The sequence below is a fragment of the Pseudomonas sp. 67(2021) genome (genome assembly GCF_017491835.1).
Classification (GTDB): domain Bacteria; phylum Pseudomonadota; class Gammaproteobacteria; order Pseudomonadales; family Pseudomonadaceae; genus Aquipseudomonas; species Aquipseudomonas atacamensis.
The window spans coordinates 74355-100009 of sequence record NZ_JAFGYL010000004.1 but is presented as its reverse complement, the minus strand read 5'-3'; the positions used below and the strand labels follow the sequence as shown (position 1 = coordinate 100009).

The following is a 25655-nucleotide window of genomic DNA, read 5'->3' as shown; positions in this document are numbered from 1 at the left end:
CCGACAATCCACTGCTGGATGCTGTCTGGAGAGCCTGTGATGACAACAAAAGAAAAAAACGCGATCAACCTGAGTGACTCGGCCAAGGTCGACGAGCAGTCGGTCAAGCCGTTCACCCGTTCGCAAAAAGTCTACGTTCAGGGCTCGCGCCCGGACATTCGCGTGCCGATGCGCGAAATCAGCCTCGATGTAACCCCGACCGATTTCGGCGGCGAGATCAATGCGCCGGTCACTGTCTACGACACCTCCGGCCCGTACACCGATCCGAACGTGGTCATCGATGTGCGCAAAGGTCTGGCCGATGTGCGTTCAGCGTGGATCGATGACCGTGGCGATACCGAGCGCCTGCCGGGCCTGAGTTCGAACTTCGGCCAGCAGCGTCTGGCCGATGCCGAACTGACCAAACTGCGCTTCGCCCACGTCAACAACCCGCGCCGGGCCAAGGCCGGGGCCAACGTCAGCCAGATGCACTACGCGCGCAAAGGCATCATCACTGCCGAGATGGAATACGTCGCCATCCGCGAAAACATGAAGCTGCAAGAGGCCCGCGCCGCTGGCCTGTTGAACCAGCAACATGCGGGCCACAGCTTCGGCGCAAGCATTCCGAAAGAAATCACCCCTGAATTCGTCCGCGAAGAAATCGCCCGTGGTCGCGCGATCATTCCGGCCAACATCAACCACGTCGAACTGGAACCGATGATCATCGGCCGTAACTTCCTGGTGAAGATCAACGGCAATATCGGCAACAGCGCCCTGGGTTCTTCGATCGAAGAAGAAGTGGCGAAGCTGACCTGGGGCATTCGCTGGGGCTCGGACACGGTGATGGACCTGTCCACCGGTAAACACATTCACGAAACCCGCGAGTGGATCATCCGCAACTCGCCGGTGCCGATCGGTACCGTGCCGATCTATCAGGCGCTGGAGAAGGTCAACGGCGTCGCTGAAGACCTGACCTGGGAGCTGTTCCGCGACACCCTGATCGAACAGGCCGAGCAGGGCGTCGACTACTTCACCATTCACGCCGGCGTGCTCCTGCGTTACGTGCCGCTGACCGCCAAACGCGTCACCGGCATCGTCTCCCGTGGCGGTTCGATCATGGCCAAGTGGTGCCTGGCGCACCACAAAGAGAACTTCCTCTACACCCACTTCGACGAAATCTGCGAAATCATGAAGGCCTACGACGTCAGCTTCTCGCTGGGCGATGGCCTGCGTCCGGGCTCGATTGCCGACGCCAACGACGAAGCGCAATTCGGCGAACTGGAAACCCTCGGCGAGCTGACCAAGATTGCCTGGAAGCACGACGTGCAATGCATGATCGAAGGCCCGGGCCACGTGCCGATGCAGTTGATCAAAGAGAACATGGACAAGCAGCTCGAATGCTGCGACGAGGCGCCGTTCTACACCCTCGGTCCGCTGACTACCGACATTGCGCCGGGCTATGACCACATCACTTCCGGTATCGGCGCGGCGATGATCGGCTGGTTCGGTTGCGCGATGCTCTGCTACGTGACGCCGAAGGAGCACTTGGGCCTGCCGAACAAGGATGACGTGAAGACCGGGATCATCACTTACAAGATCGCCGCACATGCGGCGGACCTGGCCAAGGGACACCCGGGCGCGCAGATCCGTGACAACGCACTGAGCAAGGCGCGTTTCGAATTCCGCTGGGAAGACCAGTTCAACCTCGGCCTGGACCCGGACACCGCGCGTTCCTATCACGACGAAACCCTGCCGAAGGACTCGGCCAAGGTCGCGCATTTCTGCTCGATGTGCGGGCCGAAATTCTGCTCGATGAAAATCACCCAGGAAGTCCGCGAGTATGCGGCCAACCAACGCATTGACGCGGTCGATGTGGACGTCGCCAAGGGGCTAGCTGAGCAGGCCGAGCGGTTCAAACAGGAAGGCAGTCAGCTGTACAAGAAAGTCTAGCCACAAGCCACAAGCCACAAGCCACAAGCGGCAAGCGGCAAGCTGCAAGATTAGAAGCAGTCCGCGTACCGCTTTAACTTGCGGCTTGCAGCTTTTTCACTGATCGTTCCCACGCAGAGCGTGGGAACGATCAAAAGTCTAGCCACAAGCGGCAAGCGGCAAGCTGCAAGATTAGAAGCAGTCCGCGTACCGCTTTTAACTTGCGGCTTGCAGCTTGCAGCTTTTTCCTGCTCCTCTTTGAGATAACACCCTTGAGCATTCAACCCGGCACTTTTTCCCCCGACCTCGCCGTCCCCGCTGAAAAGCGTGTCTTCGGCGGTCGCGATCTGTTTTCCCTGTGGTTCTCCCTCGGCATCGGCCTGATGGTTTTGCAGACCGGCGCATTGCTCGCGCCGGGTCTGGGTCTGTCCGGTTCTTTGCTGGCGATTTTCCTCGGCACGCTGGTGGGCGTGCTGTTGCTGGCTGCAGTCGGCGTGATCGGCAGCGACACCGGCCTGTCATCAATGGCCGCGCTGAAGCTCAGCCTTGGCAGCAAAGGCGCGAGCCTGCCGGCGCTGCTCAATCTGCTGCAACTGATCGGCTGGGGCTCGTTCGAAATCATCGTCATGCGCGACGCCGCCAGCCTGCTCGGCACCCGCGCCTTCAGCGAAGGTTCGCTGTGGGCCAATCCGATGCTGTGGACGCTGTTCTTCGGTGCGCTGGCGACCTTGCTCGCGGTGAGCGGGCCGTTGACGTTCGTGCGGCAGATTCTGCGCAAGTGGGGCATCTGGCTGCTGCTCGCCGCGTGCCTGTGGTTGACCTGGAACCTGTTCGCCAAAGCCGACCTCGTGGCGCTGTGGGCGCGCGCCGGTGACGGCTCGATGCCGTTCGCGGTGGGCTTCGACATTGCCATCGCCATGCCGCTGTCGTGGCTGCCGTTGATTGCCGACTATTCGCGTTTCGGCAAACGCGCAAAGAATGTTTTCGGTGGCACGGCTGTGGGTTTCTTCATCGGCAATTTCTGGCTGATGAGCCTTGGTGTGGCCTACACCCTGGCGTTTGCGCCGAGCGGTGAAGTCAACGCGCTGCTGCTGGCCTTGGCAGGTGCCGGTCTGGGCATTCCGCTGTTGCTGATTCTGCTCGACGAGTCGGAAAACGCTTTTGCCGATATACATTCGGCAGCGGTCTCGAGCGGGATCCTGTTGCGTCTGAAAGTCGAGCACCTGGCTTTGGCCATCGGCGTGATCTGCACGCTGATCGCACTGCTGGCGCCGTTGGCGCAGTACCAGAATTTCCTGCTGTTGATCGGCTCGGTGTTCGCGCCGCTGTTCGGCGTGGTGCTGGTGGATCACTTCATCCTACGCAAACGCAGTGCTCAGGTCGCGTCAGCCGCATTGCGCTGGCCGACGTTGCTGGCGTGGCTGGGTGGCGTGAGCACCTACCACTTGCTGGCGAATCTGTATCCGGATGTCGGCGCAACCCTGCCGGCGCTGGTGCTGGCAGGGCTGTTGCAACTGGTGCTGGGCCGGGCCTTCAGTTACGGCCGGGAAACAGCTCAGGCTTGAGAATGCCGTTCAGGCGCGGATAAGGAATCTTCAGTTCGACGTGGCCCAGCGCGTAAGGCGCAATGGTGGTCACGTCGTACTTGAGGATCACGCCACCGTAGGTCAGCGCCACGTGCGGGGTTTTCACGAACGGCCAGTTCGCAACGAATTCCGCCTCCTGATCGAGCTTGGTGCTGATCAGCCAACTGTTGTGCGCCACTTGCGCGGCTTTCCAGAATGCCTCTTCCTGACCCGGCAGCAACATGTCGGACAGGTTCAGCACCTTGTGCTGCTGGCGCGAATAGTTGATGAAACCGCGACCCGGCGTGCCGTGGGCGCCGCCCGTGTCGAGGTAGCTCGACAGCTCGATGATCACCAGTCCGTCATGCTGCTCGCGTACTTTCGCTTGCAGATAGCTGCTGTTGCGCGGGCCGGCGCTGGCCAGAAACTGCTCGCGGTAGGCGGCCAGGGTTGGCGCTACGGGTGCGTTCTTCTCGGTGCGGGTCATTTGCAGCAGACGTTTTTCGATGATGCCGTCCAGTGCCGGCTCGTCCGGGAAACGCAGGGTGTCGATGTTCACCAGCGGGCAATCGGGATTGGAACAGCCGGGTTTGAGTTGTTCCGAGGCGTCGCGGGTGGTTTCCAGCGGCGTGCGATAGTTGGGCTGGAACAGGCTGGCACAGGCGCCCAGAGTCAGGGCAATAGCGGCCACAGAGGCAATTTTGAAAAGCGACATGGGCGTCCTTTCGAAAGCAGGGGAAGGCAAAAAGATACCGCTTCGACTCTCAACGGAGCAGTCAGTTCGCCACTAAGCTGATTAGAGTGTGTTTCAGCTTCACCGTCCATCCCGCTGACGGTAAAGGGGCTGCATCAAACGGTGCGGGCGCGTTAGGATGGCGCGAAGTCGAGGTTGCCGGTTGTACACGGAAACCCCGTAAAGGATATGCAGTAAAGAGGATGATCATGACTGACTTTGCCAACGCCATTCCGACCGCCGTGGATATCGTGCGGCGCGAAAAATGCTACGAGGGCTTCTACAAGCTCGACCGTGTGCACTTGCGCCATGAGCTGTTCGCCGGGGGCATGAGCCGCGAGATCAACCGGGAAATCTTCGTGCGCCACGATGCCGTGTGCGTCCTGCCTTACGATCCGCAACGCGATGAAGTGGTGCTGATCGAGCAGTTTCGCGTCGGCGCCATGGGCAAGGCCGACAACCCGTGGCTGGTCGAGCTGGTCGCCGGTCTGATCGACAAGGATGAGCAACCGGAAGAAGTTGCTCACCGCGAGGCGCAGGAGGAAGCTGGGCTGGACATCAAGGCGTTGTGGCCGATGACCAAGTATTTCCCATCGCCGGGTGGCAGCAACGAATTCGTGCATTTGTATCTGGGGCGTTGCAGCACCGACGGTGTCGGCGGGCTGCACGGGCTGGAAGAAGAGGCCGAAGACATTCGCGTAACGGTCTGGGCCTTTGAAGATGCCTTGCAGGCCGTGCGTGACGGACGGATTGCCAACGCGGCGAGCATCATCGCCTTGCAGTGGCTGGCGCTGAACCGCGCCGAAGTGAGGGGGCTATGGTCGTAAACAAGCTGCGCGATCGTTATCGGGTTGACCTCGTGGGGCTGCAAGCCGCCTGCGAGGCCAACTACGCGCGCCTGATGCGACTGCTGCCGGACATGCGCAACGAACCCGAGGCGCGGCGTATCGCCGTGACCCAGGGCGAGCAGATGCTCGGCGTGCTCGCCCTCGAAGTGCTGCAGACCTGCCCGTACACCACGACCTTGCAGGTACGCCAGGAGCACAGCCTGCCATGGTTGCCGGTGCCGCAACTGGAAGTGCAGGTCTACCACGACGCGCGCATGGCCGAAGTGGTCAGCGCCGAGCATGCACGACGCTTTCGCGGCATCTATCCTTATCCGAACGCCGCCATGCACCAGCCCGATGAAAAGGCCCAGCTCAATGTGTTTCTGGGCGAATGGCTGAGTCATTGCCTGGCGTTGGGGCACGAGTACGAAGTCGTTCGCTAGTTGTGAACTGCGTCCGCTTCGGCGGTTTCCCCTTTGTGTCATCCCCCAGCATAATTGCCGCACCCATCCATTGCGTGCCTAGCCCCGGGAGAGCGCCTTGCCCAGCGTATCGACAATTACCAGCGCCGACCCGGCGCTGCTGGTGCAGTTGTCCGACAGCCACCTGTTCGCTGAAGCGCACAGCAAGCTGCTGGGCATGAAGACCCGCGAGAGCCTGCAACAGGTCATCGACCTGGTGTTGGCGCAACAGGCGCAGATCGATCTGCTGCTGGCGACCGGAGATATTTCCCAGGACGGCACGCTGGAGTCGTATCAGGCCTTCCGCCAACTGAGCGCGCAGATCAATGCCCCGGCGCGCTGGATTCCCGGCAATCACGACGAGCCGATGGTCATGGCCGAGGCGGCGGTGCAGAGCACGCTCCTGGAGCCGGTGGTCGATATTGGCAATTGGCGGGTGACGATGCTGGATTCGGCGGTGCCGGGTTCGGTGCCGGGTTATCTGCAGGATGATCAGTTGCAGCTGCTGGCCCGCGCGCTGAGCGAGGCGCCGGAGCGTCATCATCTGGTGTGCCTGCATCATCATCCGGTGTCGATCGGCTGCGCGTGGATGGAGCCGATCGGCTTGCGCAACCCGGAAGCGTTCTTTGAAGTGCTGGATCGCTTTTCACAGGTTCGCGCGGTGCTGTGGGGGCATGTGCATCAGGAAATCGATCGCGACCGCAATGGCGTGCGCTTGATGGCCTCGCCCTCGACGTGCATCCAGTTCGAGCCCGGGAGTGCGGATTTCAAAGTGGGCGAGCAGGCGCCGGGGTATCGCTGGCTGCGGTTGTTGCCGGACGGGCGTTTGGAAACCGGGGTTGAGCGCGTGACTGGATTCGACTTTCAGATTGATTACGGTTCCAACGGTTACTGAGACCATACGGGCCTCTTCGCGAGCAGGCTCGCTCCCACGCTGGAATGCGTTTCCCTGTGGGAGCGAGGCTGCTCGCGAAGGCGGCCGCACAAACACCCACGATTGCTCTGACTCCCTGTAAACTCCGCTATCTTTCGCCGACAGCCAGGGAGCTCAAATGTCCGGTTCGATCCTCTATATCCACGGTTTCAACAGCGCGCCGGCCTCGAAGAAGGCCTGTCAGCTGGTCGCGGTCATGGAGCGGCTGGGTTTGAGCGAGCAATTGCGCGTGCCGGCGCTGCATCACCATCCGCGCGAAGCCATCGGTCAGCTCGAGCAGGCAATCGCCGAGCTGGGCCGGCCGTTGCTGGTGGGAAGTTCGCTCGGCGGCTACTATGCGACTCACCTGGCCGAGCGCCATGGCCTGAAAGCCCTGCTGGTCAACCCGGCGGTCAGCCCGCACCGGATGTTCGATGGTTATCTGGGCACGCAGAAGAACCTCTACACCGATGAAGCCTGGGAACTGACCCACGACCACGTCACGGCATTGGCCGAACTGGAAGTGCCACCACCGCAGGATCCGCAGCGTTATCAGGTCTGGTTGCAAACCGGCGACGAAACGCTGGATTATCGCCTCGCCCAACAGTATTACCGCGCCTGTGCCTTGCGCATCCAGGCTGGCGGCGACCACAGTTTCCAGGGCTTTGCCGGGCAATTGCCGGCGTTGCTGAGTTTTGCCGGCATGGCTGCCGATATGTATCAGGCAATCGATTTCACCACGCTGTGAAGTCTTGCCCCTCTTTCATGAATGACTGACGACGAGACCTTATGGCCACTCCCAGCGCTAGTTCTTATAACGCCGACGCCATCGAAGTCCTCTCGGGCCTCGACCCGGTGCGCAAACGCCCCGGCATGTACACCGACACCAGTCGGCCGAACCACCTCGCCCAGGAAGTCATCGACAACAGCGTCGACGAAGCCCTGGCCGGCCACGCCAAATCGGTGCAGGTCATCCTGCACGCCGACCATTCGCTGGAAGTCAGCGACGACGGCCGTGGCATGCCGGTCGACATCCACCCGGAAGAGGGTGTGTCCGGCGTCGAACTGATCCTTACCAAGCTGCACGCGGGCGGCAAGTTCTCCAACAAGAACTACCAGTTCTCCGGCGGTCTGCACGGGGTGGGTATTTCCGTGGTCAACGCGCTGTCGACCGAAGTGCGCGTACGGGTCAAGCGTGACGGCAACGAATACCAGATGACCTTCAAGGACGGCTTCAAGGCGTCCGAGCTGGAAATCGTCGGCACCGTCGGCAAGCGCAACACCGGCACCAGCGTGTACTTCGCGCCGGACCCGAAATACTTCGACTCACCGAAATTCTCCATCAGCCGCCTCAAGCATGTGCTCAAGGCCAAGGCTGTGTTGTGCCCGGGCTTGCTGGTCAGCTTCGAAGACAAAGGCACCGGCGAGAAAGTCGAGTGGCATTACGAAGACGGCCTGCGCTCTTATCTGGTCGATGCGGTCAGCGAATTCGAACGTCTGCCGAACGAGCCGTTCTGCGGCGCTTTCGCCGGTAATAAAGAAGCGGTCGATTGGGCGCTGCTGTGGCTGCCGGAAGGTGGCGACGCGGTGCAGGAAAGCTACGTCAACCTGATCCCGACCGCCCAGGGCGGCACGCACGTCAACGGTCTGCGTCAGGGCCTGCTCGATGCGATGCGCGAATTCTGCGAGTTCCGCAGCCTGCTGCCGCGCGGCGTGAAACTGGCGCCGGAAGACGTCTGGGAGCGCATCGCTTTCGTCCTGTCGATGAAGATGCAGGAACCGCAATTCTCCGGCCAGACCAAAGAGCGTCTGTCATCCCGTGAAGCGGCGGCGTTCGTTTCCGGTGTGGTCAAGGATGCGTTCAGCCTGTGGCTCAACGCCAACCCGGAAACCGGTCTGGCCCTGGCCGAACTGGCGATCAACAACGCCGGCCGCCGTCTCAAGGCGAGCAAGAAAGTCGAGCGCAAACGCGTCACCCAAGGTCCGGCGCTGCCAGGCAAACTGGCTGACTGCGCCGGGCAGGACCCGATGCGTTCCGAGCTGTTCCTGGTCGAGGGTGACTCCGCCGGCGGTTCGGCCAAACAGGCGCGGGACAAGGAATTCCAGGCGATCCTGCCGTTGCGCGGCAAGATCCTCAACACTTGGGAAGTCGACGGCAGCGAAGTGCTCGCCAGCCAGGAAGTGCACAACATCGCCGTGGCGATCGGCGTGGATCCGGGCGCGGCGGACATGAGCCAGCTGCGCTACGGCAAGATCTGCATCCTCGCCGACGCCGACTCCGACGGTCTGCACATCGCCACTTTGTTGTGTGCGCTGTTCGTCCAGCATTTCCGCCCGTTGGTGGATGCCGGTCACGTCTATGTGGCGATGCCGCCGCTTTACCGTATCGACCTCGGCAAAGAGATTTACTACGCCCTCGACGAGGCCGAGCGCGACGGTATTCTCGATCGCCTGGTGGCCGAGAAGAAACGCGGCAAGCCGCAGGTCACCCGATTCAAGGGTCTGGGCGAAATGAATCCGCCGCAACTGCGTGAAACCACCATGGACCCGAACACTCGGCGTCTGGTGCAGTTGACGCTGGGCGAAGACTTCGCCGAAACCTCGGAAATGATGGACATGCTGCTGGCGAAGAAACGCGCCGGTGACCGCAAATCCTGGCTGGAATCCAAAGGCAACCTCGCCGAGGTGCTGGCCTGATGCAGTTTGGCTGGGCCTTGGCGGGTGCGTTGCTGCTGAGTGCGCTGAGCGTGTCGGCCGAGCCGCTGCAACAATTGCGGCTGCTTTCCGAACACCCGGTCGAAGGCATGCGCGGCGGTAACCTGTCGGGGCTGGCCATGTGCGGCAATGAGCTGTGGACGGTTTCCGATCGCGATGACGAGCAGATCTATCGGCTCGATACCCGCGATCCGGTCTGGCAGGCGCAAACCGTGCACATCGACGTGCCGCCCGTGCCCGAGAGCGGCTTGCCGTGGGGTTTGAGTTCGCGCACCTGGGCTGCATCGTTCATTCGCGGTGGCGATCTGGATTTCGAAGGCATCAGTTGCGACAGCGTAGGCAATCGCTACATCGTCAGTGAGGCCCATGCGGCGGTGTTGCAGGTGCCGGTCAGCGGCCCGGCGAACTGGCTGAAAATCTCGCCGCTGCTGGTTCGCGAAGCGCGGGCGAGCGGCCTGCTGCTCAAGTTCAATTCGATCTTCGAGGGCTTGGCGATCAACCCGGCCGGTGATCAGATATGGCTGGCCGCCGAACGGCAAAAGCGCGGTTTGCTGCTGATCAAGCGCCAGCAGACGGTGTGGGATTGTGACGGTCGCTGCGTGCTGCTCAGTGAGGGCGGCAAGGAGATGCAGCCGCCACAGTTTCCCAAGGCGAAAGCGGTTCATCGCGACTTTTCCGACATTTCCTTGTTCAACGGCAAGCTGTTTACCCTTGAACGCAACGCTTTCGAGATATGCCGTCGCGATGCGCAGACGGCCAAGGTCGAGCAGTGCTGGTCGTATGCCGGCGAACTGTTGCAGGAAAAACGTCGCTACTCGCAGAACTACGGACTGGAGGAAGCGCTGATCATTGATGCCGAAGGTGCGTGGATCGGCGTCGACAACAATTTTGGCCCGCGTGCCGATGGCGAAGTCCGCCCGGTGGTCTGGCGCTTTGCCGCGCCGGACGGTGGCTGGAGTGCCAGGCCATGAGCCAGCAGCCACCGGGCAAGCGTGCCGGTCGTGTGTTGATGATCCTCGCCTGGTGCGCGGCGCTGTTTCTCGCGACGCGGTTTTTCGGTCAGTGGGAACAGCGCCAGCAGAATCCGAACATCGTGGTTACGTCGGAGCAGGGCGAAGGATTTATCGAAGTGAAACTGGCGAGCAATGCCCAAGGGCATTTTGTCGCCAGCGGCCAGATCAACGGCGAGCCGGTGGAGTTCATGCTCGACACCGGCGCGACCGATGTGGCGATCCCGGCGGATCTGGCCAAGCGTTTGAAGCTGCAAGAAGGTTTCGGCGTGACCCTGAGCACGGCCAATGGCCTGAGCCAGGGTTACCGAACGAAGATTGCCCGTCTGCAATTGGGCGACATCATCCTGCGCGATGTCCGCGCACTGGTGGCGCCGGGACTGCATGGCGATCAGGTGCTGCTCGGCATGAGCGCCCTGAACAGACTTGAATTTACCCAGCGCGGTGGCACCATGCTGCTGCGCCAGACAACGAACCGATGAGGCCCGCATGAGCGACTCCCTTGATCTCAGCCTGGACGGTGTAGAACGCCGATCGCTGGCTGACTTCACCGAAAATGCCTACCTCAACTACTCCATGTACGTGATCATGGACCGTGCCTTGCCGCATATCGGCGACGGCCTGAAACCGGTACAGCGGCGTATCGTCTACGCCATGAGCGAGCTGGGGCTGGACGCCGATTCCAAGCACAAGAAATCGGCGCGTACCGTCGGTGACGTGCTCGGTAAATTCCACCCCCACGGCGACTCGGCGTGCTACGAAGCGATGGTGCTGATGGCGCAGCCGTTCAGCTATCGCTACACGCTGGTCGACGGCCAGGGCAACTGGGGTGCGCCGGACGATCCGAAGTCCTTCGCCGCCATGCGTTACACCGAAGCGCGGCTGTCGCGCTATTCCGAAGTGCTGCTCAGCGAGCTGGGCCAGGGCACCGCTGACTGGGGCCCGAACTTCGACGGCACCCTGCAGGAGCCGCTGGTATTACCGGCGCGCCTGCCGAACATTCTGCTCAACGGCACCACGGGTATCGCCGTGGGCATGGCCACCGATGTGCCGCCGCACAACCTGCGCGAAGTCGCCACCGCCTGCGTACGCTTGCTGGATGAGCCGAAAGCCACGGTCGAACAGCTCTGCGAACACATTCAGGGTCCGGATTATCCGACCGAAGCGGAAATCATCACGCCGCGCGCCGACCTGCTGAAGATGTACGAAACCGGCAAGGGCTCGGTGCGTATGCGCGCCGTGTACCACGTCGAGGACGGCGACATCATCGTTACCGCGCTGCCGCATCAGGTCTCCGGCGCCAAAGTGCTGGAGCAGATTGCCGCGCTGATGCAGGCCAAACCGTCGAAAGCGCCGCAGATCGCCGATCTGCGTGACGAATCCGACCACGAAAACCCGTGCCGCATCGTGATCATCCCGGTCAACAGCCGCGTCGATCACGAAGCGCTGATGCAGCACCTGTTCGCCAGCACTGAGCTGGAATCGACCTACCGGGTCAACGTCAACATCATCGGTCTGGACGGCAAGCCGCAGCTGAAAAACCTCCGTGCGCTGCTGGTCGAATGGCTGGAGTTCCGCGTGCTGACGGTGCGTCGCCGCCTGCAATTCCGCCTCGACAAGGTCGAGCGTCGTCTGCACCTGTTGGACGGTTTGCTGATTGCCTACCTCAACCTGGATGAAGTGATTCACATCATCCGTACCGAGGAGCATCCGAAAGCCAAGCTCATCGAGCGCTTCGCCCTCAGCGAGATCCAGGCCGACTACATCCTCGACACCCGCTTGCGTCAGTTGGCGCGACTGGAAGAAATGAAGCTGCGCGACGAGCAGGACGAACTGCTCAAGGAACAAGCCAAGCTGCAAGCCCTGCTGGGCAGCGAAGCCAAGCTGAAGAAACTGGTGCGCACCGAGCTGCTCAAAGACGCCGAAACCTACGGCGACGACCGCCGCTCGCCAATCGTCGAGCGCGCCGAAGCCAAGGCGTTGAGCGAGCACGACCTGCTGCCGAACGAGAAAGTCACCGTCGTGCTGTCGGAAAAAGGCTGGGTACGTTCGGCCAAGGGCCATGACATCGATGCCACCGGTCTGTCGTACAAGGCCGGCGATGGCTTCAAGACCTCGGCGGCGGGGCGCTCCAACCAGTTTGCCGTGTTCATCGACTCCACCGGCCGCAGCTATTCGGTTGCTGCTCATACCTTGCCGTCGGCCCGTGGTCAGGGCGAACCGTTGACCGGCCGTCTGACGCCGCCACCGGGCGCCTCGTTCGAATGTGTGCTGATGCCCGAAGACGATGCGCTGTACGTGATTGCCTCCGATGCCGGTTACGGCTTTGTGGTCAAGGGTGAAGATTTGCAAGCGAAGAACAAGGCCGGCAAGGCGCTGTTGAGCTTGCCGAACAACGCCAAGGTCATCGCACCGCGCCCTGTGGCCGATCGTGAGCAGAACTGGCTGGCCTCGGTCACGACCGAAGGTCGCCTGCTGATCTTCAAAATCAGCGATCTGCCACAATTGGGTAAGGGCAAAGGCAACAAGATCATCGGTATTTCCGGTGAACGCGTGGCCAGTCGCGAAGAATATGTCACGGACATCGCCGTTCTGCCGGAAGGCGCCACCCTGGTGTTGCAGGCTGGCAAACGGACTCTGTCACTGAAAGCCGACGACCTCGAGCACTACAAAGGTGAGCGTGGACGGCGCGGAAACAAACTTCCGCGGGGCTTTCAGCGGGTCGATGCGCTGCTCGTCGAAAACCTCAATTAGGCGAGAACGCCTTCCTAGAGCGTTCGATCTGCGATTAAACGCGTAGATCGACGCTTTGGCGCTGGAGTCGGAACGCATATTCACGGATGATATGGCCTTTCAAGCGCCGGCGTGGCCGAGCGTTCTTCATATTTATTGAGTATTTTCACTGTGGTCAGCCTTGTGGCGGCCACCTGGACGGGATGATGACTGCTCTACGCCCCCTTATTTTGTTGCTCGCCGGCGTTCTTGGCCTGGCGGGTTGCAGCGTTCACCAGCCGGTGTCGCTGTACCAACTGGACAGCGGAAGTCCGGTTCAGCCTGCGCAAAGCGCGGGCATGGCGGTTTTGCTGGGGCCGGTGGTTGTAGCCGATTACCTGCAACGCGAAACCCTGCTGCAACGTCAACCCGACGGCAGCCTGCAAGCGGCGACCGACGGTCGTTGGGCTGGCAGCCTTTCGTCGGATATCGATCAGTTGCTGATGCGTCAGGTCGCCGGTCACCTGGACAGCCAGCGTGTGGTGCTGGCGCCTGCTACCGCCGGGTTCACGCCGGATGTGCAGGTGTTGCTGACCATCACCCGTCTGGATTCCGGAGCGAAACAACCGGCGATTCTCGATGCGCAGTGGCGGTTGATCGATCGTCGCGGCAAGGTGCGTGATAATCGCATCATTCACCTGCAGGAAACGCACGCCGGCAGCACCGCGTCCCAGGTGCAGGCACAAGGCGTTCTGTTGCAGCGTCTGGCCGAGCAGTTGTCGGTGGCGCTCAAGCCACTGGCCAACCAGCCGCCCGTGGCCGAGGCACCGCGTAAAGCCGCGCCGAAACCCGCAGCGCCGGCGGCGGATGCCGAGAAGCAGCCGAAGATTCCAATGGCCTCGCCGATTCGTACCGATATGGAAGTGTTTCGCTTCTGAGGCTGGAACGCGTCAGAACAGAGCCCGCCTTGTGCGGGCTTTGTTGTGTCTGGGGGGCAGAGATTATTCGTCTTCAGCGCTGGCCCCTTCGCGAGCAGGCTCGCTCCCACAGGGCCTGCACGTCGCCGATTAAATGTGGGAGCGAGCCCGCTCGCGAAGGGGCCAGTAAAGGCAACAAAAAGCCCGCAGACAATCACTCATCTGCGGGCTTTTGCGTATCTGGCCTAAGCCTTACGCCCGGCGCTCATGCATCCGCGCCAGTTGCCGCTCCAGCATCGATGGATAAGGCTCCATCAACCGCTCCACACAGCACGCGCCTTCAGGGCTGGCGATCGGCCGGATCCGCGCACGTTGGCGTATCAACGCGTCATCGCTGATCTTGCGCTCAACCAGCAGCAGATTGCGGCTGTGTTGCGACAAGGCCAGTGCATCCTGGGCCGAATCGGTCAGCAGCAGATCAATCTGGCTCAGGCCGAACAATTCGTCGCCCAAGGTCAGGCCCAGCTGCAATTGCAGGGTGATGCCGCTGTCTGCGACCTCGATCTGCAACTGATGACCCAGAGCACGCAGCAGTTCGCCGCAGCAGATGGCATTGGTCAGGTAATCGTCGCCGCAATCTTCGGTGTGGAACAGCAACAGCGTGCTGCCATCGTTGAGGGTTTCGATTTCGCCCTGATACAGCGAAGCGGCCTGCTCGAGGCAGTCGCGATAGCGTTCCTGCAGTTCTTCCAGACGTGCGCGAGGCAAACGGCGCAATTGTTCCTGCGAACCCAGTTGCACGGCCAGTACGGCGGTATGCTGCGGCACGTCAGGGCTCGGTTTGCGCGTGAGCGGTTGGGCGGCGCCGTTGAGCGATTCGTCGCGCAGGTCGGCGAAGGCGTCATCGTCATCATCGTCTTCGACGGTGCTGACCAGGTGACGCGGCGCCGGTTTCTTCGCGGCCAGCGGGCGGCTTTCGTCGAAACTTGGATCGCGCAGGTTACGCACTTCGAATTCCGGCTCGTCTTCTTCCTCGGCGAATTCCGGCTCGGGTTCAGGTTCAGGCTCAGGTTCCGGGGCGTAGCTGGCGTGCAGCTGGCGCGCCAGATCGCCGATTTCATCCTGGCGATCGATTCCCGGTGTATGCGCGTCGATGCGGCGCAGCCACACGCGCAATTGCAGCAGTGGCGTCGACAGATAACGGCCCATGCGCAGGCTCAGAGCCAGCGACAGTGCCAGCAGAATCGCGCTCAGAATGCCCATGCTTTGCAGGCTGATGGTCATTGGCTGCTGGAACTGATCCATGTCCAGGCTGATGCGCAGTTGCCCGGCCGTCACGTCCTGGAAAGTGATCTTGCTCTCGTACATGCCCTCGGCTTCGCCCAGCAGGCTGTGCTTGGGACGCTGACCGGACTCGGCGAGGATGCGGTTGTCCACGCTGTAGATCGCCGCGTGGGCGACCAGTTTGTTCTTGGTCAGGTTGTTGAGCAGCACGTTGAGGCTGAGGATGTCGTTGGACACCAGCAGCTCGGTGGCGGAGGTGGCGGTCTGCGTGGTCAGGCTTTCGCCCAGCGCATCGGCCTGCTCGTGCATGGCCTGCTTGAATTGCAGCCCCATCACCCCGGCATAGATCACCAGGGCCAGAGCGACCAGGATCACGTTGTGGCTGGCAATGCGCAATGCAATCGGTACACGGCGATGGCGCAGTGCACGGAAGATCAGCAGGAAGAAGTTATCGGTTTTGACTGGCGTGGGCCGGTTCACTTGAGCTCGGCTCTTTGTCCGTGAAGTTGACGCGCAGTATAGCGACAGGCCCCAGACCGGCAAAGCGCTCGCGGTGCCCGATGGTCACTGAAAGTGGGTAGAATGCGGTTTTTTTCCAGTTGCGGGGGTGCGCGTTGCGCGAAATCGTCCTGATTAACATCACGGGAGTCGACCGTCCGGGTCTGACGGCGGCCATCACCGGTGTTCTGGCACAAGGTGGTGTGAACATTCTCGACATCGGTCAGGCGGTGATCCACGACACCCTGTCGTTCGGCATCCTGGTTGAAATTCCCGATTCCGAACAAGGCAAATCGGTGCTCAAGGACATCCTGTTCAAAGGCTACGAACTGGATCAGCAAGTGCGCTTCACCCCGGTGTCCGAAGAGGACTACCAGCAATGGGTGGGCAATCAGGGCAAGAAGCGCCACATCGTTACCCTGCTGACGCGCAAGGTCACTGCCGGCCAGTTGCAGGCGGTCAGCGCGATCACCGCCAAATATGGCCTGAACATCGACCATATCGACCGTCTGTCGGGGCGCATGCCGCTGGACACACCGGCCGACAAGGGCAAGGGTTGCATCGAGTTTTCCGTGCGCGGCGAAGCTGCCGATCCGCAGGCCCTGCGCGCCGAATTCCTCAGCGTTGCCCAGGAATTGAACGTCGATATCGCCTTTCAGGAAGACTCGCTGTTCCGTCGCAACCGACGTCTGGCCGTGTTCGACATGGACTCGACGCTGATCGAAGCGGAAGTCATCGATGAGCTGGCCAAGGCGGCCGGCGTGGGTGATCGAGTGTCCGAAATCACCGAGCGCGCCATGGCCGGCGAACTGGATTTCCGCGCCAGCTTCAAGGAGCGTCTGGCGCTGCTCAAGGGCCTCGACGTCAGCGTGCTCGACTCGATCGGCGCCTCGCTGCGCCTGACCGAAGGCGCCGAAACCCTGTTCGCCGAACTCAAGCGCCTCGGCTACAAAACCGCCATCCTGTCCGGCGGCTTCACTTATTTCGCCAAGCAGTTGCAAGCCAAGCTTGGCATCGATTACGTGTTTGCCAACGAGCTGGAAGTGGTCGACGGCAAGTGCACCGGCGTGGCGATCGAGCCGATTGTCGATGCGCAGCGCAAGGCTGATCTGCTCAAGGAGCTGGCGCACAAGGAAGGTCTGCGTCTGGAGCAGACCATCGCCGTCGGCGACGGCGCCAACGACTTGCCGATGCTGGCGATTGCCGGGCTGGGCGTGGCGTTCCGCGCCAAACCACTGGTCAAGCAGTCGGCGAAGCAGGCGATCTCAACGCTGGGGCTGGATGGTGTGTTGTATCTGCTGGGTTTCCGGGATCGTGACGGGCAGCTCTGAGATCTCGATAAGCTGATCTGGCCTCTTCGCGAGCAAGCTCGCTCCCACATTTGAACTGCATTTGAATGTGGGAGCGAGCCTGCTCGCGAAGGCCGCGCCTCGGTCTAGAGCGAATTCCACAACGAATCAAAATCCTCCTCACCTCCGCCATTCTGCGCAGGATCCAGCGAGCGATAGGCGAACTGGTTGAAGCTGTGCGTACTCGCCACCCGCCGATCCAGTCCGGCGCGGTGTTCCTCGCCCTGGGTGTTGATCAACACCTTGTTGCCTTCCTGAAACGGCAGGCGCGGTGCAAGTACGGTGGCCGGCAAATCGATCGCACTGATTTCCGGCAACAGCAAACCGCGTAAATACTGGCTGTGATCATCTTTCGTTCGGACCAGTTGCAAGCCGCATGGCTGTGCGTGTGGCGCGACCAGTTCAATGCCCATCTGTGTGCCGCTGCCGCGCACCTGGCGGATCCAGCGAATCACCGCAATGCTCCAGCCTTTGCCCTCGCTGTCCTGAATGCCGAGCATTTCCCCGGCCTGCAACTCCGCCGGTACTTCGCTGGGCCAGGCCAGGCAATAACCGCCGGGACTATGGTTGATCACCGGCAAGGCGTAAGTCGGATAATTCGGCGCGTTGCCCGGGCCTTCTTCTTCGCTCAACTGGTCGTACTGGATTTCCTCGTACGGCAACAGCTCATCGTTACTTTGCGGGGCAGCGTCGAACGCCTGACTCCAGCTGTCCTTTTCGCCGCTGGCCACGACGCTGCTGAAGTTTGCCGCGCGGGCACCGGGATGTTTGAGCAACTCGCTGAAGGTGCGCTCGCCGCCGAGGTAGAAGTGCAGGGCGCTCATGCCAACGCACACGGTCAGCGTGCCCTGGCCGGCGATGCGTTGAAAGCTGCGTTCGGCCGCTTGGCCCCAGGTAGCGTGCAGATGTTGCAGGGTGTCGACGCTGAGGCCGGCGGAAACGGGTAACGGGGTCGAGGTGGACTGGTGCAGCAGGTGCGTTTCGAGCTGTTTGACCAGCGGTTGCGGATCGAAGCCCAGCAGCCCGTTCTGTTGTTCGCTGCGAAACATCTTGCGGTAGCGCGGGCCGACATCTAGTTCCGGGCTGATGGCGAACAAACCGTCGTCGGCGCTGCCGGGATGCAGTTTGAGCAGGGCGCTCCACGGCTCGATCACCTCGGCCAGCCGGGCAATCTGGCTCTGGCGCAACTGATTGCAACGGGCGCTGCCCAGCAACAGGGCGGCGATGTAGGTCTGTTCGACGCTCAGTTCGCTGGTCAAAAAGGCCAGATCATCGCGCAGCCGCCGTTGTTGCAGCTGCAATTGCGCCGCGCTGCGATACAGCTGGTGCAATTCGAACCACACATGTTCCGGCGGTGAACTGTACAACTGCGTGGCGCGCACCAGTTGCGCCTTCAGGGCATGCGCGGCGCGTTGCAAGGCGGTGCTGACCAACGTCGCGCGGTCCTTGCTGTATTTGGGCAGGATGCGCAGAACGATCTGTTTATAGCCGATGGCCAACTGACCTTGCAGCGCCTGACACAGGTTGCTGACTTTGCGCGAGCGCTCGTCGAGCATGATCGCCTGATGGAGAAAGTGCCGTTCCAGATGCTGGCAGACGAAATACACCTCGGGCCGCAGCAGTTCCAAGAGTTGCAGGCGATTGTCGCTGGGAGTGAGCAACAGGTTCAGTTCGCCGAGGCCTTGATAGAGCAGGCGGGCGGTTTCGCCGATGTTGGCCTTGGGCAGGCCGGCGATCCAGCGCTTGAGATCACGCGGGCTGGCGTCGCAGAACGACAGGCGCGTTTGCGTGGGAGTCGGAGCGCGCAGCTTGGGAGATAAGTTGGTCTGGCTCATGAGCAAAACCATAGCAGCAAATGCCGCGGTTTGCGGAAGCAGCCTCGGCTGCTTCCGCAAACAGGGTCACGCTTTTGGCAGCGCCAGACCTTGGCCCATCTGCACTGGCGAGCCGGCCACCAGCTCTTCGGCCCACTTCACCTGATCCGGGCCAAACAGCACGATCGCCGTTGAACCGAGCTTGAAGCGCCCCAGTTCCGCGCCTTTTTCCAGATGAATCGGTGCACGTGCGGCTTCGTCGTAGCGGAAGGTTTTCAGCTCGCGCTTCGGTGGGGTGACCAGACCGGCCCACACGGTTTCAATCGAAGCGACAATCATCGCGCCGACCAGCACCACGGCCATCGGCCCGCGTCCGGTGTCGAAAATGCACGCCACGCGCTCGTTGCGGGCGAACAGCTCCGGGACGTTTTCGGCAGTAGTCTGGTTCACCGAGAAAATGCGGCCCGGGATGTAGACCATTTCGCGCAGGGTGCCGGCCAGTGGCATGTGCACGCGGTGGTAGTCCTTCGGCGACAGGTAAATGGTGGCGAAGTCGCCGCCCATGAATGGCGCTGCGTTGGCCGCATCACCGCCGAGCAATTCGAGCACGCTGAAACTGTGGCCCTTGGCCTGGAACACGCGACCGTGCTCGATCGGGCCGAGCTGACTCACCGCACCGTCGGCCGGGCTGAGGATCGCGCCCGGAGTTTCGTCCAGTGGACGCGCGCCGTCTTTCAACGCACGCGTGAAGAATGCGTTGAAGTGCTCGTAAGCGGTCAGGTCTTCGACCAGTGCTTGCGACATGTCCACTTGATAACGCTTGGCGAACCATTGGGTGAAGGCATTCTTGAACCAGCGCACACGGCATTCGGCGATGCAGCCGGCCAGGCGCGACAGCAGGTGATGCGGCAGCAGGTACTGGCTGAGGATAAACAGACGCTCTTTCATTAGTTGTCCTTAAAAACCTTGAATCTCGACTGGCGTGTCAGGGTGGTTGCCCCATTCGCCCCAGGAACCGGCGTAGCCCTTGACCCGCGGATAACCGAGGGCTTTGGCCACCAGATAAGTGAAGCCCGACCGGTGATGGGTCTGGCAGTGGGTAATGATTTCCTTGTCCTTGGTGATCCCGAGGTTTTCGAGGATCTGCGGCATGTCGCTGCGGATACGCAACTGACGAGTCTGGTCCATGCCGGCGGTCCATTCGAAATTGACCGCGCCGGGGATGTGTCCGCCCTTGGCGGCGAGGACTTTCTCGCCGGAATATTCCAGCGGCCCACGCGCGTCCCAGATCGCCAGATCGGCGGCGCCGAGACGGCTTTGCAGGTATTCGCGGGTGGCGGTCGGTTCATCGTGCAGGGTCAGCGAGACCGGGCCACCGACGGCGGCCGGCACCTGAATCGACATCGGCATGCCGTCCGCCAGCCAGGCCGGCAGACCACCGTCTATATAGTGGTACTTGTCGTGGCCAATGACATCGAGCAGCCAGATGAAACGCCCGGCCCAGCCGCCGCCCTCATCGTCATACACGACATAGACCGCATCTTTGCGATGACCGAGTTCACCAAACAACGCTTCCAGATCGGCCTTCGCCGGCATCAGCCCGGGCGCCGGTGGCTGGCCGAGCTGGGTGCGTTTCGGGTCGACAAAACGTGCGCCGGGCAAGTGACCTTCGGCATACCGGGCAGGGCTGGTCAGGTCCACCAGAATCAGTTCCGGGGACTCCAGACGCGGCAGCAGGTCGCTCGGCTCGATGACAAGCGGCAAGCCAGAGAAGTCAGACATGTGAGGTCTCCAGAGCACAAAGGGGAGGATTGTAGCGCAGGCTCATTGGCCACGGCTGCTAAAGCTGTGCAGGGCTTTTTCGATGCACTGCGCGGTTTTGCCGAAGGCTTGTACGGTGATGTCGGCGAACGGCCCGCCGCCCTGATCGGCAACGACGATCATGATCACCCGGCCGTTATTCACCAGTGAGCGCAAGAATAAGTGCTCGCCGCGAAACAGCGTGCGCAGGCTCGCTGGCAATAAGGCAGAGAATTGCGCATTGTTCTCCGGCGAGATCCGCACCTGCGCCTGCTGAGCGAGCAGGCGTTGCAGGACTTTGCTCTGGCTGACGACAAAACTCAGCGCCGCCGCATCCTTCGGCAACCCGGCGGTCTGGTGCACGCGCAGGGTCGAGTGCGTGCGGTCGGCCATCAGAATCATGACCCGGCGCATGCCGCTGGCCACCAGTGCCTCGCGGGCGGCGACGGTCAGGCTCATGGCATTGGTGAAGCGGCTGGGCTCGGCGAGCAGTTCGGCGCATTGCCGACGCCACTGGCCCAGATCATCCGCGTTCGGCGCTGCTGCCGGGAGCATGCCGGCCGGCAAGCGACGAGTGCCCCACGGCCAGATCAGCGAAACCGCCGGGTGCCACAGATCGGGCATTGCATGCTGACGCGCGCTGTTCGCCGCTTGCTGGTGCAACTGTTGCTGCACTTCGTCCATGGAAATCTGCAGATACAGGCTGGTCAGGTACTGCCAGCGCTTGCTGTGCGGACTGTCCCAGGCCTGTTGCGCCGACAGCGCCAGGCCGTTGGCGAGCAGCACGGTATTGGCGGGTTGATTGAGCCAGCGGCGTAGCGTCGGATCCTCGTCGAGGCGATTCTGCTGGCGCAGTGGGTGCTCGCTGTCACGAGCGATGCGCAGCACTTTGACCAGTTCGCGTTGTTCGCTGAGCAGCAACTTGTAGCCTTGCTCGACCCAGATCGGCAGATGCCAGGCCTGGACCAGTGCCTCGGCAATTTTCAACAGGCGCACGCCGAACAATTGCTTTTCGACCACACGCGCCGACTCGCCCTTGTGGATCACCCGCAGTTCCCACTCTTCGAGCAACTGCGGATAGGTCAGCGCCAACGGCCACAGCGGCGACAAAAACAGCAGACTGCCCCAGTGGATGTCCTGCCACAGCCGCGCCAGGCGACTGGCAAAAAAGCCGTTGGCCTGCTGTGTCGCGTGTTGGCTGATTAACTGCAATTGGCGCAAAGCCTTGGGGATCTGCCGGTGCGGTTCGGCGGGCAGGCGCGCGAGCAATTCTTCGGTGCGCGCAAGGCCCAGGCGATTGATTGCCACCTCGAGATTTTCCGCTGGCGCGGCCATGGTGCCGTGGGTGTGACGATTCGCCTCACGGATGATGCTCAAGGCCAGCGCCGGGCTGTCCTGCATCAACTCGGCGATGTCGCGCAGCGAGCTGCGATTGTCGCGGATCGCCCGGCAGACTTTGTCGTGAGCCTCTTGTGGTACGGGCAGGCGAAAGCTGTCGAGCAGCTTGACCCAAGCCTGGAGGGTGGTCGGTTGTGCGTGTGGAATGTTCGTTTCATTAGCCATGTCTGGACGAGATCTTCACTGACTGTAGACGCGCCCGGCATGGGCTAAATTGGCTTTTCGCCTGAACTGGCTATAGTCTGGCGCAGTTTTGCCGATAAGTAGAAGAAGAGATTTTTTAACTTCCGAATATGACCTTGAACCCGACTTAAACAAGTACCTTCTACCTATGGCTAAAATTATCGGCATCATCGTCGTATTCGCGAGCGTGCTCGGCGGATACGTGCTCTCCCACGGCAAGATTGCCGCCCTGATCCAGCCCTTCGAGGTGTTGATCATCGGTGGTGCGGCCCTTGGCGCGTTCCTCCAGGCCAACCCCGGTTACATGACGATGCACGTGCTCAAGAAATCCCTGAGCATGTTCGGTTCGCGTTTCACCCACACCTTCTATCTGGAAGTGCTCGGGCTGATCTACGAGATCCTCAACAAGAGCCGCCGCGAAGGCATGATGGCGATCGAAGGCGACATCGAAGATGCCGCCGCGAGCCCGATCTTCGCCAAGTACCCGGCGGTGCTCAAGGATGAACGCATGACCGCGTTCGTCTGCGATTACCTGCGCATCATGTCCTCCGGCAACATGGCTCCGCACGAACTGGAAGGCCTGTTCGACATGGAACTGTACAGCCTCAAGGAAGACCTCGAGCACCCATCGCACGCGGTCAACGGCATCGCCGACGGCATGCCCGGTTTCGGTATCGTTGCGGCGGTACTCGGTATCGTGGTGACCATGGCTTCGTTGGGCGAGGGCGACCAGGCGTCGATCGGTCTGCACGTGGGTGCGGCACTGGTCGGTACCTTCTTCGGTATTCTCGCGGCGTACGGTTTCTTCGGTCCGCTGGCACATTCCCTGGCCCACGATGCCAAGGAAGAGCTCAACGTCTACGAAGCCATCAAGGCCTCGCTGGTGGCTTCGGCGTCCGGCATGCCGCCGTCGCTGGCGGTCGAGTTCGGGCGCAAGGTTCTGTATCCGGCGCACCGTCCAAGCTTCGCCGAGCTGGAACAAGCGGTTCGCGGTCGCTAAGTCATGGAAAATAATCAGCCGATCATCGTCAAGCGCGTCAAGCGCATTGCCGCCGGGCACCACGGCGGGGCGTGGAAAATCGCCTTCGCCGACTTTGCCACGGCGATGATGGCGTTCTTCCTGGTGCTGTGGCTGCTGTCCACTGCTACGCCGGAACAGAAGATCGCCATCGCCGGTTATTTCAAGGACCCGGTCGGCTTCTCCGAAAGCGGCACGCCGTACATCATCGACCTCGGCGGTACACCGACCCTGGCTCCGGAAAACACCCTCAACCCGGAAGTGAAGTCGCAGCCGCAACCGGACAAGGTCACGGTCGACACCGATCAGGTTGAAGGCATGGCCGAGCAGGTCGAGAAGGAGCGTCTCGAACTGCTCCTGCAAGAACTGCAGAACAAGGTCGACGAGAACCCGCAACTGCAGAAGTTCAAGGATCAGATCCTCTTCGAAATCACCCCGAACGGTTTGCGCATCCAGATCATGGACGCCGAGAACCGGCCGATGTTCGACTCCGGATCCGCACGCCTGAAACCGTACTTTGAAGACATCCTGCTGGCCATGGCCGACACCATCAAAGCGGTGCCGAACAAGATCAGCATCAGCGGCCACACCGACGCCAAGCCGTACATTGGCACTGGCGATTACGGCAACTGGGAACTCTCGGCCAACCGTGCCAACGCCGCGCGTCGCGCATTGGTCGCGGGCAGCTATCCGGATGCGCAGGTGGCGCGGGTGGTCGGTTATGCCTCGTCGGCGTTGTTTGATCGGGAAAATCCGTTCAACCCGGTCAACCGCCGCATCGATATTGTCGTGCTGACGAAGAAAGCCCAGGCCGCCATCGAAGGTGCGCAGGGGCCTGAGGCGGCGAAACCGGCGGATCAAGGTCAGAACGGTGCTGCTCCGGCAGCCCCGGTTGATCCGAATGCGCTGCCGGCGGACAAACAGCCAGTGCCGGCTCACGAGTTGCGCGAGCGGTTGAATCTGTTTGACGATGCGGCGCCGAAACCGGCCGAGCCGGGTGGGGCGGCGCCAGCGCCTGCGCCGAAGCAGTAAGTGAAAAAAGCCGACAGTGATGTCGGCTTTTTTGTGGCTATCACAGGCCGGCACAGTCTCAGAATCCCCGACGAATCCGGTTCTTCAGCTGTTCATGAAACATCTCTGCATCGCGCTTGTAAGCCCCTTTGACCGATTCGCTGATCGAATCCAGCGCCATCGACCGCTTGTTCGACACCTCATCACGATACGCATCGATAAAGAAATCCAGATCGCTGGCCGTGCTCAGCTTCGGCCACTTGTCCAGATAGATCGGCAATTGCGCCGGTCCGGTCTTGAACGTACAGATCCGCCGGTTACTGATCGTCGCCTCGCCAATTTCGAACGGCACCCACCAGGACTGCGCAGTCTTCTCCGACACCACCGCCAGCAGATGCGTGCACTCGGTGATGTTGCGGGTAATGACCCCGGTAATGTCATCGGTGGTCTGCGATTCCGGATCCAGCACGTCGAGGTAAGTCCTGATCTTCGCCTGGGTCAGGCGGGTGTTGATGGCGATCGCATGGGCGCGATCCATGTGGCGATAGCTGATAAAGACTGGCATCAGAAATGTCCTTTGAGGGCGAGTTCGCGGTAATAGGCGCCGAGTGCCGTCAGGCGGCAGCCGGTCGAGTGAATGGCGGCGTAGTACATGTGCTCGGCGTCGACCGGTTCGATCAGGCTGTGGCGGTTGCACTTCTGCAACTGGGCGAAGACCTCGCCGTGCTCAGGCACGAACGCCTTTTCGGTGGGTTCGTAGCTGGGGTCGAGCGGCAAGACCGATTCGGCTTCGGCAAACCAGTCGGGCAATTTGCGCAGGATCTCCTTGGGAATCAGCGGCGAGACTTCGCGCAGGGAAATGAACTGCGACACATTGGTCTTGAACACCGGACGCTGCTCCCAGGCACCGAGGGCGTTGTCGACGAAGGAATACAGACTGCCGGGGGTGATTTTGCCGAGGATATTCGCCGCGCCGCCATGCAGCGCTTGCAGGAGCAGGCCGGTGAATACGCCGTGCTGCGCGCCCTCCAGCGCCGGCTCGGCTTTTTTGCAGGCGGTGAGGATCGTCATACCCTCGCTGACCATGCTGCTCTCGCTGCGCAGGGCGCGCACTTCGCCGGCCGAACCGCTTTCGCAGCAGTCGAGGATGATCATTTTGTTTTTGATCCGCGTGGCTTTGTCCGCCCAGTTGATAATGTCGCTGATGCGGATGCCGTTCTGGGCGTTGCGGTAGTCCTGCGGGATCAACATGCCTTCGTCTGTGTCGGCATCGAAACCGCCATGACCGGCGAAATACAGCAGAGCGACGTTGCAGTCGCCGGAAAACAACTCGCGGATCTGGTCTTCGAGTTTTTCCCGGCTCAGGTAATCCTCGGCAGACGTCAGTACGACATTTTTGAAGTTGGGGTCGCCGTTGGCGTTGCTTTTCAATACCGAAGCCATGGCCATGGCGTCGTTGCAACAGCCGCTGAGCCCGCCGATATGCGTGTAATCGTTGATACCGATGAACAATCCTTTGCGCATGGTCACACCGCCTTG

At 61.4% G+C, this 25655-nt stretch carries 22 protein-coding genes; 14 read left to right on the top strand and 8 right to left on the bottom strand.

Annotated elements, in window-relative coordinates:
* The first annotated feature begins 39 nt into the window (after positions 1 to 39).
* Both thiC and cytX read left to right on the top strand, forming a co-directional pair.
* Positions 40 to 1929 carry a phosphomethylpyrimidine synthase ThiC gene (gene thiC, locus J5M66_RS07560; protein ID WP_207809621.1) on the top strand — a complete coding sequence of 630 codons (1890 nt, stop codon included), beginning with the start codon at positions 40 to 42 and terminating at the stop codon, positions 1927 to 1929.
* Between the two features lie 251 nt (positions 1930 to 2180).
* A complete protein-coding gene (gene cytX / locus J5M66_RS07555; RefSeq protein WP_207809624.1) occupies positions 2181 to 3473 on the top strand; it encodes a putative hydroxymethylpyrimidine transporter CytX in 1293 nt (430 codons plus the stop codon).
* Here the strand turns inward: cytX and J5M66_RS07550 are convergent.
* Positions 3442 to 4188 (bottom strand): RsiV family protein, encoded by a 747-nt coding sequence (locus J5M66_RS07550; protein WP_016771974.1) that lies wholly within the window; start codon positions 4186 to 4188, stop codon positions 3442 to 3444. The genes cytX and J5M66_RS07550 overlap by 32 nt on opposite strands.
* 227 nt (positions 4189 to 4415) lie before the next feature.
* Here J5M66_RS07550 and J5M66_RS07545 point away from each other — a divergent pair, with 227 nt between their 5' ends.
* From J5M66_RS07545 to J5M66_RS07505, 9 genes are all read left to right on the top strand, one after another.
* Positions 4416 to 5033, top strand: a complete 618-nt coding sequence (locus J5M66_RS07545; RefSeq protein ID WP_024011344.1) for an NUDIX domain-containing protein — start codon at positions 4416 to 4418, stop codon at positions 5031 to 5033.
* Positions 5024 to 5476 (top strand): DUF1249 domain-containing protein, encoded by a 453-nt coding sequence (locus tag J5M66_RS07540; RefSeq protein WP_016771972.1) that lies wholly within the window; start codon positions 5024 to 5026, stop codon positions 5474 to 5476. The genes J5M66_RS07545 and J5M66_RS07540 overlap by 10 nt, the downstream gene beginning before the upstream one ends.
* Before the next feature lie 97 nt (positions 5477 to 5573).
* Positions 5574 to 6389 (top strand): 3',5'-cyclic-AMP phosphodiesterase, encoded by an 816-nt coding sequence (gene cpdA / locus J5M66_RS07535; protein WP_123443960.1) that lies wholly within the window; start codon positions 5574 to 5576, stop codon positions 6387 to 6389.
* 157 nt (positions 6390 to 6546) lie between these two features.
* Positions 6547 to 7155, top strand: a complete 609-nt coding sequence (locus tag J5M66_RS07530) for a YqiA/YcfP family alpha/beta fold hydrolase (RefSeq protein WP_123443959.1) — start codon at positions 6547 to 6549, stop codon at positions 7153 to 7155.
* A gap of 41 nt (positions 7156 to 7196) precedes the next feature.
* On the top strand, positions 7197 to 9104 hold the full coding sequence (gene parE / locus J5M66_RS07525) for a DNA topoisomerase IV subunit B (RefSeq protein WP_024011346.1): 1908 nt from the start codon (positions 7197 to 7199) through the stop codon (positions 9102 to 9104).
* Positions 9104 to 10093, top strand: coding sequence for an esterase-like activity of phytase family protein (locus J5M66_RS07520; protein ID WP_123443957.1), 990 nt, complete (start codon positions 9104 to 9106; stop codon positions 10091 to 10093). Before parE ends, J5M66_RS07520 begins: the two co-directional genes overlap by 1 nt.
* On the top strand, positions 10090 to 10614 hold the full coding sequence (locus J5M66_RS07515; protein ID WP_130888435.1) for a TIGR02281 family clan AA aspartic protease: 525 nt from the start codon (positions 10090 to 10092) through the stop codon (positions 10612 to 10614). Before J5M66_RS07520 ends, J5M66_RS07515 begins: the two co-directional genes overlap by 4 nt.
* 7 nt (positions 10615 to 10621) lie before the next feature.
* Entirely contained in the window at positions 10622 to 12886 is a 2265-nt protein-coding gene (parC, locus tag J5M66_RS07510; protein ID WP_024011349.1) for a DNA topoisomerase IV subunit A, read from the top strand.
* 185 nt (positions 12887 to 13071) lie between these two features.
* Positions 13072 to 13782, top strand: a complete 711-nt coding sequence (locus J5M66_RS07505; protein WP_024011350.1) for a PqiC family protein — start codon at positions 13072 to 13074, stop codon at positions 13780 to 13782.
* Between the two features lie 231 nt (positions 13783 to 14013).
* Here J5M66_RS07505 and J5M66_RS07500 read toward each other — a convergent pair whose 3' ends face one another.
* Positions 14014 to 15525, bottom strand: a complete 1512-nt coding sequence (locus J5M66_RS07500; protein WP_110644890.1) for an AhpA/YtjB family protein — start codon at positions 15523 to 15525, stop codon at positions 14014 to 14016.
* Between the two features lie 134 nt (positions 15526 to 15659).
* On the opposite strand from J5M66_RS07500, the gene serB reads away from it, so the two are divergent.
* Complete coding sequence (gene serB / locus J5M66_RS07495; RefSeq protein ID WP_016771966.1) at positions 15660 to 16874, top strand: phosphoserine phosphatase SerB; 1215 nt, start codon at positions 15660 to 15662, stop codon at positions 16872 to 16874.
* A gap of 104 nt (positions 16875 to 16978) precedes the next feature.
* On the opposite strand, the gene J5M66_RS07490 is transcribed toward serB, so the two are convergent.
* The 4 genes from J5M66_RS07490 to J5M66_RS07475 form a co-directional block, all read right to left on the bottom strand.
* Complete coding sequence (locus J5M66_RS07490; protein ID WP_206421151.1) at positions 16979 to 18727, bottom strand: molecular chaperone; 1749 nt, start codon at positions 18725 to 18727, stop codon at positions 16979 to 16981.
* 66 nt (positions 18728 to 18793) lie between these two features.
* Entirely contained in the window at positions 18794 to 19654 is an 861-nt protein-coding gene (gene asd, locus J5M66_RS07485) for an archaetidylserine decarboxylase (RefSeq protein ID WP_207809626.1), read from the bottom strand.
* A gap of 9 nt (positions 19655 to 19663) precedes the next feature.
* A complete protein-coding gene (gene rhdA / locus J5M66_RS07480; protein WP_110602719.1) occupies positions 19664 to 20488 on the bottom strand; it encodes a thiosulfate sulfurtransferase in 825 nt (274 codons plus the stop codon).
* 42 nt (positions 20489 to 20530) lie between these two features.
* Entirely contained in the window at positions 20531 to 22069 is a 1539-nt protein-coding gene (locus tag J5M66_RS07475) for an HDOD domain-containing protein (protein ID WP_207809629.1), read from the bottom strand.
* Positions 22070 to 22235: 166 nt separating this feature from the next.
* On the opposite strand from J5M66_RS07475, the gene motA reads away from it, so the two are divergent.
* Positions 22236 to 23087, top strand: a complete 852-nt coding sequence (gene motA, locus J5M66_RS07470; protein ID WP_016771962.1) for a flagellar motor stator protein MotA — start codon at positions 22236 to 22238, stop codon at positions 23085 to 23087.
* Between the two features lie 3 nt (positions 23088 to 23090).
* Positions 23091 to 24137 (top strand): flagellar motor protein MotB, encoded by a 1047-nt coding sequence (gene motB, locus J5M66_RS07465; protein ID WP_041480740.1) that lies wholly within the window; start codon positions 23091 to 23093, stop codon positions 24135 to 24137.
* A gap of 58 nt (positions 24138 to 24195) precedes the next feature.
* Here motB and J5M66_RS07460 read toward each other — a convergent pair whose 3' ends face one another.
* Both J5M66_RS07460 and J5M66_RS07455 read right to left on the bottom strand, forming a co-directional pair.
* A complete protein-coding gene (locus tag J5M66_RS07460) occupies positions 24196 to 24681 on the bottom strand; it encodes a toll/interleukin-1 receptor domain-containing protein (RefSeq protein WP_016771960.1) in 486 nt (161 codons plus the stop codon).
* Complete coding sequence (locus tag J5M66_RS07455; protein ID WP_207809631.1) at positions 24681 to 25640, bottom strand: caspase family protein; 960 nt, start codon at positions 25638 to 25640, stop codon at positions 24681 to 24683. The genes J5M66_RS07460 and J5M66_RS07455 overlap by 1 nt, the downstream gene beginning before the upstream one ends.
* Between the last annotated feature and the right edge of the window lie 15 nt (positions 25641 to 25655).

Coding starts and splice junctions, on each gene's coding strand:
- J5M66_RS07475 (WP_207809629.1), bottom strand. CDS start 22,069: ATGGCTAATGAAACGAACATTCCACACGCACAACCGACCACCCTCCAG.
- J5M66_RS07545 (WP_024011344.1), top strand. CDS start 4,416: ATGACTGACTTTGCCAACGCCATTCCGACCGCCGTGGATATCGTGCGG.
- J5M66_RS07455 (WP_207809631.1), bottom strand. CDS start 25,640: ATGCGCAAAGGATTGTTCATCGGTATCAACGATTACACGCATATCGGC.
- parE (WP_024011346.1), top strand. CDS start 7,197: ATGGCCACTCCCAGCGCTAGTTCTTATAACGCCGACGCCATCGAAGTC.
- J5M66_RS07520 (WP_123443957.1), top strand. CDS start 9,104: ATGCAGTTTGGCTGGGCCTTGGCGGGTGCGTTGCTGCTGAGTGCGCTG.
- J5M66_RS07460 (WP_016771960.1), bottom strand. CDS start 24,681: ATGCCAGTCTTTATCAGCTATCGCCACATGGATCGCGCCCATGCGATC.
- J5M66_RS07540 (WP_016771972.1), top strand. CDS start 5,024: ATGGTCGTAAACAAGCTGCGCGATCGTTATCGGGTTGACCTCGTGGGG.
- J5M66_RS07515 (WP_130888435.1), top strand. CDS start 10,090: ATGAGCCAGCAGCCACCGGGCAAGCGTGCCGGTCGTGTGTTGATGATC.
- rhdA (WP_110602719.1), bottom strand. CDS start 20,488: ATGTCTGACTTCTCTGGCTTGCCGCTTGTCATCGAGCCGAGCGACCTG.
- motA (WP_016771962.1), top strand. CDS start 22,236: ATGGCTAAAATTATCGGCATCATCGTCGTATTCGCGAGCGTGCTCGGC.
- J5M66_RS07490 (WP_206421151.1), bottom strand. CDS start 18,727: ATGAGCCAGACCAACTTATCTCCCAAGCTGCGCGCTCCGACTCCCACG.
- motB (WP_041480740.1), top strand. CDS start 23,091: ATGGAAAATAATCAGCCGATCATCGTCAAGCGCGTCAAGCGCATTGCC.
- J5M66_RS07530 (WP_123443959.1), top strand. CDS start 6,547: ATGTCCGGTTCGATCCTCTATATCCACGGTTTCAACAGCGCGCCGGCC.
- thiC (WP_207809621.1), top strand. CDS start 40: ATGACAACAAAAGAAAAAAACGCGATCAACCTGAGTGACTCGGCCAAG.
- J5M66_RS07550 (WP_016771974.1), bottom strand. CDS start 4,188: ATGTCGCTTTTCAAAATTGCCTCTGTGGCCGCTATTGCCCTGACTCTG.
- parC (WP_024011349.1), top strand. CDS start 10,622: ATGAGCGACTCCCTTGATCTCAGCCTGGACGGTGTAGAACGCCGATCG.
- asd (WP_207809626.1), bottom strand. CDS start 19,654: ATGAAAGAGCGTCTGTTTATCCTCAGCCAGTACCTGCTGCCGCATCAC.
- J5M66_RS07505 (WP_024011350.1), top strand. CDS start 13,072: ATGACTGCTCTACGCCCCCTTATTTTGTTGCTCGCCGGCGTTCTTGGC.